We start from the raw sequence: 16,247 nt of genomic DNA on the forward strand, positions 1-16,247 counted from the left end.
TATCCCATCATTATTATTGAAAATTGAAATCAAAATTCACAAAGTCAAATTATGTAAACTTTTAAATTAAAACTTGTCCACAAATTCGAACTGGACAGGAAACAGCAAAGTCAGAATAAATCTTTTTGGGTTAACCATTGTTAAATTAGATTTTCACATGTGAAAAATAGAATTTCATAAAATTAATCAACAGAAATAATCCACATATCCACAGATTTTATCCACAGATTTTTAACAGGGTGTAAATAATCTCTCCACTGTGGAAAATTTGATTCTCGAAAAAAAATTTTCTTGTTGATGTGAATAATTTTTTTTGATATATTTAATAGTGCTCTTAAGATTTAAAAACAAAATTTCGGTTGTGAAAAATATTTATCCACAACTGTTGATAACATTGTGGATAAAGCCTAAGAATTTAGGCGATTATTTTTTTGTTTACATACTCAAAATATCCACAACCAATTATATTACATACAAAAGGGTGGATTTGAAAATGGTTGATTACGACGTTAACAAAGTATGGGAGGATATAAAGGAGGTCATTAAAAAAGAGCTAAATCCAAGCCCGACAGATATTTCATACAACACATGGGTGGAGACTCTTGTTCCAATCTGTTTTGATGAGAATGATACATTCATACTAAAGGCATTTGCAGATTTTCACAGGGAGATTGTCATAAACAGGTATTCACTTTTGATTTTAAACGCACTGAGGCAGCTTTACTCACCTCATTTGAGTTTAAAAGTAATCTTGCCAAACGAGGTTGAAAAGTACAAAAAGTACATAAAGCAAAAACAAGAAGAAAAAGTTGAAATCACAACAACTTTAAATCCAAAATACACATTTGAAACCTTTGTAGTTGGGAACAATAATAGGCTTGCTCATGCTGCAGCCTTGGCAGTTGCAGAAACACCACCGGGAGAAAAGACATACAACCCACTTTTTATCTACGGTGGAGTTGGGCTTGGAAAAACTCATCTTATGCATGCAATCGGCCACCATGTACTAAAGCTCTATCCTGATACAAAGGTCATGTATGTGACATCAGAAATATTCACAAACGAGCTGATTGCAGCAATTCGCGATGAAAAGACTGATGAATTTAGGATGAAATACAGAAACGTCGACGTTCTTTTGATTGACGATATCCAGTTTTTAGGTGGAAAAGAAAGGACCCAAGAAGAGTTTTTCCACACATTCAACACACTGTATGAAGCAAATAAAAAGATAATTCTATCATCAGACAGACCACCAAAAGAAATAAACACATTAGAAGACAGGCTCAGATCCCGCTTTGAATGGGGACTTATAACTGATATACAGCCACCTGACTTTGAGACGCGAATTGCAATCTTGAGCAAAAAGTGCCAGCTTGAAGGAACGCCAGTTCCACAGCACATTTTAGAGTTCATAGCCTCAAAGATTGAGACAAACATAAGAGAGCTCGAAGGTGCCTTAAATAAGATCTTAGCATACTCAAAGCTGATGGCACCAGACAAGGAAATCACCTTAGAGCTTGCTGAAAAGGCCCTAAAAGAGTTTATAGATACAAACACCAAAAAAGAGCTCACAATTGAAGATATTCAAGCAGAGGTTGCAGGTTATTTTAATATCAAACTAGAAGATTTTAAATCATCAAGAAGGTCTCGAAATGTAGCATTCCCACGCCAAATTGCAATGTACTTAGCAAGAGAGCTCACAAATGTATCCTTGCCTAAAATAGGGGAAGCCTTTGGCGGAAAAGACCACACAACAGTACTTCACGCTTGTGAAAAAATTAAAGAACTTATCAACAAGGATACTAACATAAGAAATACTGTGGAAAACCTAAAAAAACGACTTATCAACAGGGAATAAACAACTGTGGATAACTTATGTGTGAATTTGATTTTTCACAAGTGAATTTAGTTGAAAACCACTTAAATTATCCACAATGTTTTTAAGCTTTTCAAATTCACATTTTTCAAGGACTTGCACACATTTTTAACTTATCCACAGGTATTATTAGTACTACTACTGGTAGAGTTTTATTTAAGCTTGCGTGCAAATACCCCCAATAAAAGAGGAGGGAACAAAAATGAGATTTGTTGTAGACAAAAGCACTCTGCAAGATAATATTTCCAAGGTAATACCTGCGGCAGCATCAACAAAGGTAACATCAGTTTTGGAATGTGTATTAATTGAAGCAGAAGATGTAGTTGTATTTACCACAAACGATATGAGGATGCAAATGCAAACAGAATTTCAGGCAGAGATTTTAGAAAGGGGAGCAGCACTTGTCAAGGCAAAGCTTCTATCTGATATTGTAAAAAAACTTCCATCTGGCGACATTGAAATAATAAGAGAGGACAACGAGGTAAAAATCAGGTGCCAGAAAATAGAGTTCAGACTCCCAACTCTTGACCCACTTGACTTTCCAAAGATGGACAGAAAGCCGATAGACAGCTTTTGTGAGTTTGCAGCAACCGAGTTTGAAGACGCCATGGATAAGGTTATATTTGCAACATCTAAGGATGAGACAAGGCCTACATTTACAGGAGTGCTTTTTGAAAGAGAAGGAGATAGTGTAAACCTCGTCGGTATGGACGGGCACAGGCTCGCAATTTGCAAATTAAAACCAATTGAAGTAGACGGCGAGTTTTCAAAGATTGTGCCAGCTGAGAACTTAGATGATATAACAAAGATAATAGACATTGAAGAAGCAGAAAAGGTAAGAGTTTCGTTCTTTGAAAATCAGGCTCTGTTTGAGATAGGCTCGACCAGCGTCATTGTAACCCTCATATCAGGTAGATTTTTTGACTATAAAAATGTCATTCCGACAGAGTATTCAACAAAGATTTCAATCTCAGCAGATGTTTTAGAGAGCACACTTGAAAGAGCATCAATTGTTTCAAAGGATGAGAAAACAAATGTCCAAGCTGTTATATTTGAGGTTTCTGGTATGATGTTCAGGGTCATGTCATATTCAACAGATGGAAGGTACGAAGAAGATGTTCTTTGCGATGTTGAAGGAAAAGACATCAGAATTGGGTTTAATGTTAAATACTTTTTAGATGTTCTAAAGGTTTTAGATGGAGGAGTAGACATTTACATTACATCACTTACAAGCCCGAGCGTTGTAAAGCAGCAAGGGGATGAGGGCTACATCTATCTTGTGCTTCCTGTTAAGATGCCAGAATAAGCTTTTTGATTTGGGGTTTTGAAAAGATGATAATAAAGAGTATTTACCTTGAAAATTTTAGAAATCATAAGGAAAGGTTTTTTGAGTTCAAAGATGGAATAAATTTGATTTTAGGTAAAAACGCCTCAGGAAAGACAAACCTTCTTGAGGCTATATATTTTTGTCTTTGTGGAAAGTCTTTTAAATCAAAGGATACAAATCTCATCAGTTTCGATAGCGAATATTTTAAGCTTGAAGCAAGTATTTTAGCAAATGACGTTGAATATGGTATATTATGCTATGTAGACAGGCTCGGTCAAAAGAGAATAATGATAAATGAGAAGAAAATAAATAGGCTATCCGAGCTTATAGAAAAATTCAAATTTGTGCATTTTGAGCCAGATTCGACAGAGCTTATAAAGCAAGACCCAAAAGTGCGACGAAAGTTTTTGGATATGGAGGTTGCAAAACTATACCCTTACATGATAAAAACCTTTCAAGACTATCAAAAAGCCTTGATGAGCAGAAACGCTTTTTTGAAAAGTTATGATAAAAAGGATATAATAGATGTGTATGATATTGAGCTTTCTAAATTGGGTTGTCAGATATTAAAAAAAAGAGAAGAGACAATAAAGAGGTTGTCTGAGGCAACAAAGGAGATTTGGTACAAAGTGTTTGAAGACAAAAGCACAATTGATATTGTCTTCAGACCCTCTATTCCATCATCAAGTGAGGAAGAGTATTACAGCCAACTTAAGAAGCAGTTTGAAAAGGATGTTCAGATGGGGTTTACAACCAAAGGTGTTCACAGAGATGATTTTGATGTTTTTATAAACGGCCAAAATGCAAAAGAATATGCCTCAGAAGGCCAAATTAAGTTTGCATGCATTGCAATCTCTCTTGCATCTGCAAAGCTTTTTGAAAAACCAGTTTTGCTTTTAGATGATATATTCTCAGAGCTTGACAGTGAAAAAAGAAAAAATGTTTTAAAGCTTTGTAAAGATTATCAAGCAATTATAACCTCTGCAGATGAGAAAGACAGTTTAGTAAAAACAGGGCTTTTGAGCCATGATATAAATCTCATTCAACTTTAAATCTTCTTTTAAAAAATCCATAGGGATGTGAAGGTATGTTCGCTCATATAGGTGAGGATTATGTTGTAAACAGTTCAGAGCTTCTTTTGATAATGAGCTACGACATTTTTATGAGCTCTGAAGATAACTTAAGAATTTTGGAAAGTCTTAAAAACGAAGATAGGCTTGTTGTCATAAACGATGATTTGAAAAAGTCAATTATAATCCTTGAGATTGATGGAAGACTGTATGCTATTGTCTCTCCTGTGTCCTCAACAACAATTGCAAAAAGGTTTTTGAATTTTAATTACTATGTAGACAACTACTTAGATGAAAGTTAAAGGTCATTTTATTTTTATTCAAAATTCTATTTTTGGAAGGTGATATGAAGTTGGCTACAACAAAAAATCCAAATCAAGAATATACTGCAAGTGAGATACAGGTTTTAGAAGGGCTTGAAGCTGTAAGAAAACGTCCTGGAATGTATATAGGTTCAACATCCCAGCGAGGTCTTCATCACTTAGTATATGAGATTGTTGACAATGCAATTGACGAGGCAATGGCAGGGTTTTGCAAAAACATTGATGTTATCATTCACAGGGACAATTCTGTAACTGTATTAGACGATGGACGAGGAATTCCTGTTGACATTCATCCAAAACTTCAAAAAAGCGGTGTTGAGGTAGTATTTACAGTACTTCACGCAGGTGGAAAGTTCAATGAAAGTGTGTATAAAGTCTCTGGCGGTCTTCATGGTGTTGGTGCATCTGTTGTTAATGCACTCTCAAGATACTTAGAGGTTGAAGTTTACAGAGACGGCAAAGTATATTACCAAAAGTATGAAAGAGGAAAGCCAGTTTGTAATTTAAAGGTAATTGGCCAGACACAACGGACAGGCACAAAAGTTACATTTTTGCCCGACGATGAGATTTTTGAGACAATTGAGTTTGACGCGGACGTGTTGCTGCAGCGTCTTCGTGAGCTTGCATTTTTAAACAAAGGGATAAGGATAACATTTACTGATGAGAGAGAAAAAAATCCAAAGACAATTGAGCTAAAGTACGATGGCGGTATTGCAGAGTTTGTAAAGTTTTTAAACCGAAACAAAGAGGTTTTGCATCCAGAGCCAATTTACATTGAGGGCAAAAAAAACCAGATTTTGGTTGAAATTGCAATCCAATACACAGACCAGTTTGGTGAAAACATCTATTCATTTGCAAACAACATTGCAACAATAGATGGCGGTACACATTTGGTTGGCTTTAAAGCTGCTGTGACAAAAGCGGTTAATGAGTATGCAAAAAAGTATAACTTTGTAAAAGGAGACAATCAGCTTTTAGGTGAAGATATAAGAGATGGCATGACAGCGGTTGTCTCTGTTAAGATTCACGAGCCGCAATTTGAAGGCCAAACCAAAACAAAGCTTGGAAACAGCGAGGCACGCTGGGCAGTTGAAAATTTAGTTTCTGAAAAGCTTGCAGCATTTTTAGAGGAAAATCCTGATGTGTCAAAAAAGATAATAGATAAGGCACTGTTGGCGGCAAAAGCACGCGAGGAGGCAAGAAAGGCAAGAGAGCTTGTTATAAAGAGAAAATCTGCTTTAGACAGCTCAAACCTTCCAGGAAAACTTGCAGACTGTTCAGAAAAAGACCCTGAAAAGTGCGAGATATTCATAGTTGAGGGTGACTCTGCAGGTGGTTCTGCAAAGCAAGGACGAGACAGGCGTTATCAGGCAATCTTACCGCTTTGGGGAAAAATGCTAAATGTTGAAAAAGCAAGCCCTGACAAGATTTATTCAAATGACAAGCTACTTCCTTTAATTCAGGCATTGGGTTGTGGTATTGGAAACAACCTTGACCTTAAAAAACTGAGATATCACAAAGTAATCGTAATGGCAGATGCTGACGTTGACGGGTCTCACATAAGAACGCTCCTTCTTACTTTCTTTTACAGGTACATGAGACCGCTTATAGAAAACGGCCACATTTACATTGCCCAGCCACCACTTTACAAGATAACAAAAGGAAAACAGGTTCGATATGCGTATAACGACAAAGAGCTTCAGAAAATTTTGCAAGAGATGAAGGATGCCCAGGTTCAGCGATTCAAAGGTCTTGGTGAGATGAACGCAGAAGAGCTGTGGGAGACTACAATGGACCCTGCAAGGAGGATTCTTTTGAGAGTTGAGCTTGAAGATGCTGTCATGGCAGAGGAGATTTTCACAATTTTGATGGGCGAAAAAGTAGAGCCAAGAAGAGAGTTTATTGAGAAAAATGCTAAATATGTAAGGAATTTGGATATATAAAAGGAGGCAAAAGTTTTAAATGGAAGAGCTTGATTTCAGGATAATTCCTGTTGAAATACAAGAAGAGATGAAACGAAGCTATATAGACTATGCAATGAGCGTAATTGTGTCCCGTGCGCTGCCAGATGTGAGAGATGGCTTAAAGCCTGTTCACAGAAGAATACTTTATGCAATGAACGAGATAGGTCTTACACCTGACAAGCCTTACAGAAAATCTGCAACTGTTGTCGGGCATGTTCTTGCCAAATACCATCCGCACGGCGATGCTGCTGTGTACGAAAGCCTTGTTCGAATGGCACAGGACTTTTCCATGCGCCATCCGCTTGTTGACGGACATGGAAACTTTGGGTCGGTAGATGGAGACCCTCCAGCTGCTATGCGTTACACTGAAGCGCGTATGAGCAAAATTGCTATCGAGATGCTTCGCGACATTGAAAAAGAGACAGTTGATTTCATGCCCAACTTTGACGAATCGGCAAAAGAACCAAAGGTTTTGCCATCAAGGTTTCCTAATCTTTTGGTAAATGGCAGCCAGGGAATTGCGGTTGGTATGGCAACAAACATACCGCCTCACAACCTTGCAGAAGTGATTGACGCAATTGTGTACCTACTTGACAATGAGAATGCAGGCTTAGATGACATAATGAAAATAATCAAAGGGCCTGATTTTCCAACAGGCGGGTATATCATCGGCAAAAAGGGTATAAGGGATGCTTATGCAACCGGAAAAGGAAAAATTATCGTACGGGCGAAAGCAACAATTGAGCAGACCTCCAAAGGAAGACAGAGAATAGTTGTAACAGAGCTTCCTTACATGGTCAATAAGGCAAGGCTTATTGAAAAGATTGCCGAGCTTGTTCACGAGAAAAGGATAGATGGAATTTCTGATATAAGAGATGAGTCTGACAAAGAAGGTCTTAGGATTGTAATTGAAATAAAAAAAGATGCAGATGCAAATGTAGTTTTAAAACAGCTATACAAAAACACCCAGCTTCAGGACAGCTTTGGAATAATCATGCTTGCGCTTGTGGACAACCAACCAAAGGTCCTGACTCTTTTGGATATGCTAAATTACTACATTGAACATCAAAAGGATGTAATTGTAAGACGAACAAAATATGACCTCAAAAAAGCTGAAGAGAGGGCTCACATCTTAGAAGGGCTCAAAAAAGCACTTGACCATATAGATGAGATTATCTCAATCATTCGTTCATCAAGGACAGTAAATGAAGCAAAGGAAAGACTCATTAAAAGGTTTGGATTTACTGAAGTCCAAGCTCAAGCAATACTTGATATGAGACTGCAAAGACTTACCGGGCTTGAAAGACAAAAGATAGAAGAAGAGCTTGCAGAGCTTCTTAAGATGATTGAGTATTACAAGAACGTGCTTGCAAATGAGGCAATGGTGAAGGAGATTATTAAAAAAGAGATTTTGGAGATAAAAGAAAAGTACAAGGATGAGAGAAGGACAAAGATAATTCAAGATGAACAAGAAGATTTTGAAGAAGAAGAGCTTATTCAAGAACAAGACACAGTAATTACACTTACACACTTTGGATACATCAAAAGACTTCCGCTTGACACATACAAGAGCCAGAAGAGAGGCGGTAAGGGTATAACGGGAATCTCAACAAGAGAAGAGGACTTTGTGGAAGAGGTATTTGTCACAACAACTCATCACTACATCTTGTTCTTTACAGACAAAGGAAAAGCGTATAGGCTCAGAGCATATGAAGTGCCAGAGGCATCAAGGCAGGCAAAAGGCACGGCAATTGTTAATCTGATTCAGATTGGCAAAGATGAAAAAATCACAGCTTGCATGACTGTAAAGGACTTTAAAGAAGGTTTCTTGATGATGTGCACTAAAAACGGAACAATCAAAAAGGTGCTTTTGAGCGAGTTTGAAAATACAACAAAGGCGGGCAAAAAAGCAATAACTTTGGCCGAGGATGACTGCTTGATTGATGTAAAACTCACCTCTGGCAATGACGAGATGGTTCTTGTTTCAAGCGGAGGGTACTGTGTTGTTTTCAATGAAAATGATGTAAGAGTTATGGGGAGGTCAGCACAAGGCGTCAAAGGTGTGACACTTGAAGATGGCGACTTTGTGGTTGGAATGGAAAAGGCGAGCGATGGAAAGTATCTTTTGTGCGTTACAGAAAACGGCTTTGGAAAAAGAAGCGATATTGAGGAATACAGGAAAACAAAACGTGGTGCAAAAGGAGTTTTGACATACAAGGTCACAGAAAAGACGGGTAAAATTGTTGATATAAAGATGGTAAATGACAATGATGAGATAATGCTGTGCTCAACTGATGGAGTGTTTATTAGGCTTGAAATAGATCAGGTGCCAATTCAAGGAAGATCAACCCAAGGTGTGAAACTCATGCGAATAGACGGCGATAGTATAAAGGTGTCGTCAATTGCAAGGGTTAGAGAGGAAGAATAATAAAAAAAGTGGCTGTCAGAGTTTTAAATAAGTTTTTAAGGTGACAGCCAATTTTTTTTATTGTGAGGGGTATAAATAATTATAGATGTGAAATAAAAAAAGGAATTATTTTTATAAACCTCTGTGAAAGGAGAAAAGTATATGATACCTTTAAAAGATACAATTCCAAGCAGGGAAAAACCTTTTGTAACCTGGACAATTATATTGGTAAATATTTTTGTATTCTTATACCAGGTGTCACTGCCTCAAGCCAAGGCAGAGGAGTTTGTGCTCAGATATGGATTTATTCCAGAAAGGTTTACCTACTATCTTCAACATGGACTTTTGTTTGCAATCACAGCTTCAATCGGTTCAATTCTAACATCTATGTTTTTGCACGCAAGCTGGATGCACCTTATATCCAACATGTGGAGCCTATGGCTTTTTGGTGACAATGTTGAGGACAGAGTAGGGCACTTTAGGTTTTTAATGTTCTATATTTTGAGCGGAATTGTAGCATCGCTTACTCACTGGTTTTTCAATGCAACATCTTCCGTTCCAACAGTTGGGGCATCTGGTGCAATCTCTGGTGTGATGGGTGCATATTTTTTGATGTTTCCTCTGTCAAGGATTGTAACTTTGATTCCAATTGGGTTTATTCCACTTTTTATAGAGGTTCCAGCAATCATTTTCCTTGGATTTTGGTTTTTGTCACAGGTGTCATCTGGGATATTAGAACTATTTGGACCTGTATTTGGAAGCGGCATTGCATGGTGGGCTCATATAGGTGGATTCTTATTTGGTATGCTCACTATCAATATGTTTAAGAAAAAATATAGAAGATACAACAATTTCTTTGACGATGAGATTTTCTATTACAGATACTTTTAATAATAGACTACTAAAGGAGGATTGTGTATGAGTTTTTGGGATATATTAGTACTGTATTTAATTATTACATCTATTCAGCCTGTAATGAAGCAAAGAATGATTGAATCTGCAAGGCAGAAGATGATTGCAAAGATAGAGAAAAAAAGAGGTTCAAGAGTTATTTTGCTTGTCCACAGGCAGGAGACTATGAGTTTTCTTGGCTTTCCAATTTACAAGTACATCGACATAAACGACTCAGAAGAGGTAATTCGAGCAATCTCAATGACAGACCCATCTGTTCCTCTTGACATAATCCTTCACACACCGGGCGGGCTTGTGCTGGCATCGCTTCAAATTGCAAGGGCTATAAAAAGACACAAGGGCAAGGTTACAGTTCACGTTCCACACCATGCAATGTCTGGCGGAACGCTCATTGCTCTTGCAGCGGACGAGATTGTAATGGCACCGGATGCTGTTTTGGGACCTGTTGACCCGCAGATAGGTGAGTTTCCAGCTGTGTCAATCTTAGAGGTTGTAAAGCAAAAGCCAATTGCGGATATTGACGACAAAACTCTGATTTTGGCAGACGTTGCTAAAAAGGCGCTAAGGCAAACCAAAGATGCTGTTTTGGAGCTTTTGAGCGGAAACTACCCAGATGATGTTGCTGAAAATATAGCAACCCAGCTTGTTGAAGGCAGGTGGACTCACGACTATCCAATCACCTATGAAAAGGCAAAAGAGCTTGGACTGAAAGTTCGATGTGACATCGACAAGGAAATCCAGCAGCTTATGAGTCTTTACCCTCAGCCGGTGGTGAAAAAGCCGTCTGTTGAATACTTATGGCAGCCAAGGAAATAAAACTTTGAACCCAAGAAGTTGGCAAGAGGATTGCGACAGTGTAACCTTTTGCCATTTATCAATTGGCAAGTGCAATGAGTATTGGGTAATTGTTTAATCAAAAAAAAGAGGGGAAGAAGAGTGGAAAAAGGGAAGATTATTTACGCTGCGTATGGTTCTAACTTACTGAAAGAGAGATTTATGGTGTATATTAATGGAGGTTTTAAAACTGCTTGTAGCAAAAATCTCTTGCTGTCAATTTAAAAGCTCTTTCCTCAATCTCTTTATCTCCTCAATATCAAGTTCTGTAAGCTCGGCTATTTCTTCATCTTTTATACCCTTTTGTATCATCTTCTTGGCTATCTTGATTTGACTTTCACGAATACCTTGCTGCAGTCCTTGCTGAAGGCCTTGCTGCAGTCCAAGGTTAAAATCTTTTGCTTTTGCTTCATCAAGAAGTCTTGCTACATTTGATACAAAATCACCCATATTCTTTCCACCCCCTCTTTTAACTCTCTCCACTACCCTGTCATATTCTTCTTTTTGCTCTTCTAATAACCTCGGTCTTATAATGTAATATGCCCACCTCAAAAACCTTTCTATATTCTCTTTGCTTAGCTTCTCTAAATTCTTCTCAACCTCTAAAAGCCTTCTTATCAGCTCATCCCTGTCTTCTCTTACCTGCTCTAAATAAAATACTATCGGCATCAGCAAATCTTTCTCCTCTTCCAAAATCTTTTTGACGTCTATCTCAAACACATCTACTACTCTGTATCTGAACACGTCATCCTTGAAGGTTTCAAATGCTTCCATCAGGTCTGTTGAAATATTCCATTTTTCCTTTATTCCGTTGTACACAACTATTGGTATAACAGGCGGCAATTTTCAGATCCTTTGCTAAGCTCATTCCACCACAAGCTTACCATGTACTTTAGTATCTTTTGTGCCATATCTCTTTTTACTGTTGATTGGTTCTCAATCAGAATGTAAAAATATACTTCTTTGTCTTTTAGCTTTGCTTTTGCAATAATATCGGCTCTGAGCTGTGAAAAGTGCTGTGTTACAAATTCGCTGTCATCAAATTCTATAGACTCTTCATCTATTTCATCTGCCCAGCTATATTTGAGAATGTCTTTTACAAGAAGAAGTAGCTCTTTTTTGTTTTTGAGCAAGAACTTAAAAGTGGTATCATGCTCCATTGGTGGAATTTCGGGGTTCAAGATAATTTCACTCCAATTTATGGTTTTTTAGAATAAGATTTTGCACTCTGCAGGCAAAGATGTTGATTTTGTTTTTGTCCAATTAAATTATACCACAAACTTTGTTTGAGGTTTTATAAAGATTGTTTCAATTTTCAAAAAGCAGTCCACAGATTTCATTTCATTTTTCAATCATCAAATGACAGGCTGCAAAGCTAAAGGGCACCTGAGAACTGGAGTATTGAGCCAGTGTTTCAATCCCCAAAGGGGAGGCTACAAACGGCAAAAAAGCAAAAGCTGAACAAATCACATTAAAAGGGTTTCAATCCCCAAAGGGGAGGCTACAAACACGTTCGAGAGCTTGATTTTATTATATCAACTTTATGCAAGGGTGTCAATGTTTTTATATCAATACATCTGTGGAAAAGTAGCGTCAACCCAGAAAAATCAAGAAGCAAAAGCCATTCATACCTTTCCGTCTATCCAGTTGCTGCCAGAAAACAAACCAAAAACTTGTACTATCTGCTTGAAACCGTGTTCAAATCAAACCCAAAATTTTTGCTACTTGAGGTCGACGGATATGACTTTTAGTCAAAATAACAGTTTTATACATAATTTTTGCAAATATATACAATCTGAAAAAAGAATAGCTTCTAAGCAAAACGATAAAAAGATGTCTATAAATAAGCCTTTTGGGTTAAAAAGTAGGAAAGTTACAAATATTCATTTATTTAACAGCATTCAAATCATCGAGGTATTATATCCAATTTCTATACTTTGTACAAAACTTTTTTATCTGATTCAGCGTTATAATATTTGGATTAGACTCTATAGTAAATTGTTTAAAAAAGTGGTATATATAAAGAGGTGAAAATATAGTGAAAAGAAGAAAAGGGCTAATTGCATTAGTTATCATTGCAGGAATACTTTTTGTGTATATATTTTCACCACTTTGCGATTTTGCAACCATTCCCCAAAAACCTCAAGAAAATAGCTACGTTTTCGACTATGCAGACCTTATAGATGATTCTGACGAGAATGAAATAAGAGCTTTGGCAAAAAAATAGAAGATAGCACATCTGCAGAAATTGTAGTTGTTACTGTTGAAACTTTAGAAGGATTCGGCGGCTTTGGCGGCGGAGGTTCTTCTGGCGGTGGTGCAAGCAGCTAATGTTATTGTGTGCTTTTATTTTTTTGGTATAATGTTATTAATATGACAAAGTTTATTTTACGCAGAACAAATCTCAAAAACGAAGGAAAATTACAAAAGGGGAAGTTAAAGTCCATGGCAGAGTTCAATCCTTTTATAAATGACTTTAACAAGCTTAGGAACTTTTCACGGCTTGTGTATTTATATGGATGTTATTCACGAGAAGACGCTGAGCTTTTTAAGATAGGAAAAAGAACATTTGATGAAGAGCTGCGGCGCATGAGAGTGTTTTTAAAAGAAGATGAATATCTATCGGTTGAAAGAGAAGGCAAAAAAGTTTTACCATGTATAGTTGAAGATTTTTTTAAAGAAGTAGAAAATCCGCTTATCAATATATATTTTTCAAAAACCTCAACTCCGCTTCAAACAACATTATTTTTCATGATTCTTCAGATTTTGAATTCTTCAAAAAACAAAAGAGCAACTACAAATGAGATTGTTGATAAGATATACTTTGCGCTTGATGAAAGAACAAAAGATAAAGCCATTGACTCAAGTATAAAAAGGACATTGAAAGAAATGCAAAGTATAGGCGTTATAAAATTTCTAAAAAAAGAAAAAGTTTATGTCTTGTCAAATACAATCGAAAAACTTTTTTCAGGGTTTTCAAAAGATGAGATAAAAGACATCTACCTTTCAGTTTTGTTTTTTATAAACACAAATGTACCAAATGTTCCGGGGTGGTTTTTAAAAGAGAGCTTGGAAAAATATCTTTTAAAAAATGGTGAAGAAGAGTTTGTAAAAGAAGCAAATCAACTATTTTGGTTTACATATGTGCCTCATCATTATGTTTTAGATGAAGAGCTTGTGTGGAGATTTTGGCAAGCGGCATCAGAAGGTCGAAAAACAAAAGTTTGGTATTATCCAAGAGGCAAAAATGAAAGCAAAGAGTATACTTGTATTCCCCTCAGAATTATTTACGATGTAAAGCTTGGCAGATGGTATTTTATTGTGCTAAATGAAAGGGCAATAAATACCCTTCCTGCTTCAAGGGTAGAAAAAATAGAAATTTTAGATGAGACATTTGACAAAAACATTTTCAAAGAATACTGGAAAGTTATAGAAAAGTGCTTTTTTGTGTCTGTTCCACTCAAAAAAACAGGGTTTAAAAGAGTAAAACTAAGGTTCATCCTTGATGATAAAGATGCCAGCTTCAACTTTGTGTTAAACAGGGTAAAAAGAGAGCTGAAAGGCGCAGATATTAAGCAGGTAAGCCAAAATGAATTTGTTGTTGAGTATGAACTTAGCAACCTAAAAGAATTCAAACCATGGCTTAGAAGCTTTTCACACAGGGTTGTTGTTGAAGGTGGCAGCGAAGCCTCAAGTAAGCTCAGACAAGAGATTATAGAAGAGTGGAAGGAGATTTTGAGAAACTATGGAGATATTTAGTAGCATAAAAAGCACATTTTACAAGGCGTTAGAAGAGATTATTAACACAGCTTACGAAAATGGCGGAATCACCCAAAGAGGTGTGCAAGAGATTTTACAAAAGTACAATTGTAATTTTCCAAGCTTAGAGAGAAGAGTTTTGGACAAAAATGAGGAAGAGAATAAAAACCTTTATCTTCTAAAAAAAGAGGATGATTCTCTTTTAACTTTAAGAATTGATGCGCCAATTGAGCCTTATGCCATAGACATAGAACTCTTGTGGTTGAAATTCATTACTTCAAGCCGTTATGTGCATCTTTTTTTGGAAGATGAGACAATTGAGAAGATAAAAAAGTTAAAAGTGAATACCAATTTTCTGTTTGACCCAGAAATTCTGCTTCCTAAAAACTACTCCAAAGTGGTAAAAAGAGAATGGGTAAAAGAGATTGGCAAGAAACTAAGAATTTTAATTCATGCAGCTTTAGAAAAAAAAGCTATAAACTACACTTACATAACAAGAAGTGGTCATCAATTTAAAGAAACAGGGATTCCTGTAAAGATTCAATATTCTCTCAAGGATGATTTGATCTATGCAATTATTTACTCTATATCTTCTGAGAACTTTGCAAAATGTGTTGTTCAAAATCTTCATGATTTGGAACTAACCTCTAAAAAATTCACTATAACTGAAATTTCAAAAAAGTATGAAGAGTTTTTGAAAAAGTCCCAAGCACCAGAGCCAATAATACTTGAGGTTATGAACACAAGAAATGCTTTAGAAAGAGCATTTTGTCTTTTTTCATCCTTCAAAAAATCGGCAAGGTTTTTAAGAGAAAAAAATAAACACCAACTTACAATCTACTACTACACCTTTGAAGAGGCGGAGGTGTTGTCAAGGATTTTGTATTTGGGAAAGGACGTTGTTGTAATCTCGCCAGAGAAAATAAGAAATGAGATAATTTCAAGGGTGAAAAAAGCTCTTGAGAGATTTGGGGAGAAGGTGTGAGAGAGATAAAAAGATTTTAGATTTTGAAGTTCAAAAAATACAAACACATTTTTGCTAAATTTGTGGTATAATATTGTTAATATCCTCAGAATTTATTGGAGAATAAATAATGGTTATTAGATATTGCAATCACTGCAATATAACTTATGAAGATTTATATGATTCTAAGTGCCCTAAGTGTGGGCAAAAAACCAAAGGAGTTTCAAAAATATATTTTTGTCCTATCTGTAATGTACCTATTTACTATGAAAGGTGTGAACTTTGTGGGAGTAAAGGATTTTTAATATCAACTGATGTTCGACCTGTATTTCCAGAAGAAAGATTTTTGATGGAAACTTTACTTGAGGACCCTTTTGCATTTAAAGGTGCTTCTGTCTGGGCAGATTTAGGAGGCAGTAGGTATTTTGTAAATGGAGAAAAAATCACGTTCAATAAAAAAAGTTTATATAAGTCTTTAACAAACGAAAAAATCAAAAAGATTCAGGAATATTTGAAACAAGACAAAGCTAAAGAATATGAACAATTTGAGGAGATGAAAGAAAGGTTTATAGAAGCTAATAGGTATCACTTAGATTACATAACTAATGAAGCCCAAAATTTTATTAAAGAAGCTATTCAAGGATATTCGCAAGATGAGATTTTTGTTTCTTTTAGTGGTGGAAAGGATTCGACGGTTGTAAGTAATTTAGTCATCAGAGCAGTAGGTTCATCACGAATAATTCATATATTTGGGGATACAACATTAGAGTTTCCTTTTACAATAGAATATATCAATAGATTTAAAATCAAT

At 36.2% G+C, this 16,247-nt stretch carries 12 protein-coding genes and 2 pseudogenes; 13 read left to right on the forward strand and 1 reads right to left on the reverse strand.

Annotated features, from left to right (window positions below):
* The first annotated feature begins 493 nt into the window (after positions 1-493).
* The 9 genes from dnaA (at position 494) to H964_RS13210 (ending at position 10,938) form a co-directional block, all read left to right on the forward strand.
* Positions 494-1,858 (forward strand): chromosomal replication initiator protein DnaA, encoded by a 1,365-nt coding sequence (gene dnaA / locus H964_RS06320; protein ID WP_039765791.1) that lies wholly within the window; start codon positions 494-496, stop codon positions 1,856-1,858.
* Positions 1,859-2,078: 220 nt separating this feature from the next.
* Positions 2,079-3,182, forward strand: a complete 1,104-nt coding sequence (dnaN, locus tag H964_RS06325) for a DNA polymerase III subunit beta (protein ID WP_039765792.1) — start codon at positions 2,079-2,081, stop codon at positions 3,180-3,182.
* A gap of 26 nt (positions 3,183-3,208) precedes the next feature.
* Positions 3,209-4,255, forward strand: coding sequence for a DNA replication/repair protein RecF (gene recF, locus H964_RS06330; protein ID WP_039765794.1), 1,047 nt, complete (start codon positions 3,209-3,211; stop codon positions 4,253-4,255).
* Between the two features lie 35 nt (positions 4,256-4,290).
* Positions 4,291-4,575 (forward strand): extracellular matrix regulator RemB, encoded by a 285-nt coding sequence (gene remB / locus H964_RS06335; RefSeq protein WP_011915636.1) that lies wholly within the window; start codon positions 4,291-4,293, stop codon positions 4,573-4,575.
* A gap of 44 nt (positions 4,576-4,619) precedes the next feature.
* Positions 4,620-6,539, forward strand: coding sequence for a DNA topoisomerase (ATP-hydrolyzing) subunit B (gene gyrB / locus H964_RS06340; protein ID WP_039765798.1), 1,920 nt, complete (start codon positions 4,620-4,622; stop codon positions 6,537-6,539).
* A gap of 19 nt (positions 6,540-6,558) precedes the next feature.
* Positions 6,559-8,988, forward strand: coding sequence for a DNA gyrase subunit A (gene gyrA, locus H964_RS06345; RefSeq protein WP_039765800.1), 2,430 nt, complete (start codon positions 6,559-6,561; stop codon positions 8,986-8,988).
* 141 nt (positions 8,989-9,129) lie between these two features.
* Entirely contained in the window at positions 9,130-9,858 is a 729-nt protein-coding gene (locus H964_RS06350) for a rhomboid family intramembrane serine protease (RefSeq protein ID WP_039765803.1), read from the forward strand.
* Positions 9,859-9,885: 27 nt separating this feature from the next.
* Positions 9,886-10,695 carry an SDH family Clp fold serine proteinase gene (locus H964_RS06355; protein ID WP_039765805.1) on the forward strand — a complete coding sequence of 270 codons (810 nt, stop codon included), beginning with the start codon at positions 9,886-9,888 and terminating at the stop codon, positions 10,693-10,695.
* A gap of 120 nt (positions 10,696-10,815) precedes the next feature.
* Positions 10,816-10,938 (forward strand): hypothetical protein, encoded by a 123-nt coding sequence (locus H964_RS13210; RefSeq protein WP_272943683.1) that lies wholly within the window; start codon positions 10,816-10,818, stop codon positions 10,936-10,938.
* Here the strand turns inward: H964_RS13210 and H964_RS06360 are convergent.
* Positions 10,930-11,894 (reverse strand): annotated as a pseudogene (locus tag H964_RS06360) (Rpn family recombination-promoting nuclease/putative transposase). The gene H964_RS13210 and the pseudogene H964_RS06360 sit on opposite strands and share 9 nt — an antisense overlap.
* 941 nt (positions 11,895-12,835) lie before the next feature.
* Here H964_RS06360 and H964_RS13520 point away from each other — a divergent pair.
* The 4 genes and pseudogenes from H964_RS13520 to H964_RS06385 form a co-directional block, all read left to right on the forward strand.
* Positions 12,836-12,996 (forward strand): annotated as a pseudogene (locus H964_RS13520) (TPM domain-containing protein); the annotation flags it as partial.
* Between the two features lie 162 nt (positions 12,997-13,158).
* Entirely contained in the window at positions 13,159-14,472 is a 1,314-nt protein-coding gene (locus H964_RS06375) for a helix-turn-helix transcriptional regulator (RefSeq protein WP_039765812.1), read from the forward strand.
* Positions 14,459-15,457: a WYL domain-containing protein gene (locus H964_RS06380; protein WP_039765814.1), complete on the forward strand. Its 999-nt coding sequence runs from the start codon at positions 14,459-14,461 to the stop codon at positions 15,455-15,457. The genes H964_RS06375 and H964_RS06380 overlap by 14 nt, the downstream gene beginning before the upstream one ends.
* 109 nt (positions 15,458-15,566) lie before the next feature.
* A partial coding sequence (locus H964_RS06385) for a phosphoadenosine phosphosulfate reductase domain-containing protein (RefSeq protein WP_039765815.1) occupies positions 15,567-16,247 on the forward strand: 681 nt, incomplete at its 3' end.

This window comes from Caldicellulosiruptor sp. F32 (assembly GCF_000404025.1).
GTDB lineage: Bacteria > Bacillota > Thermoanaerobacteria > Caldicellulosiruptorales > Caldicellulosiruptoraceae > Caldicellulosiruptor > Caldicellulosiruptor saccharolyticus.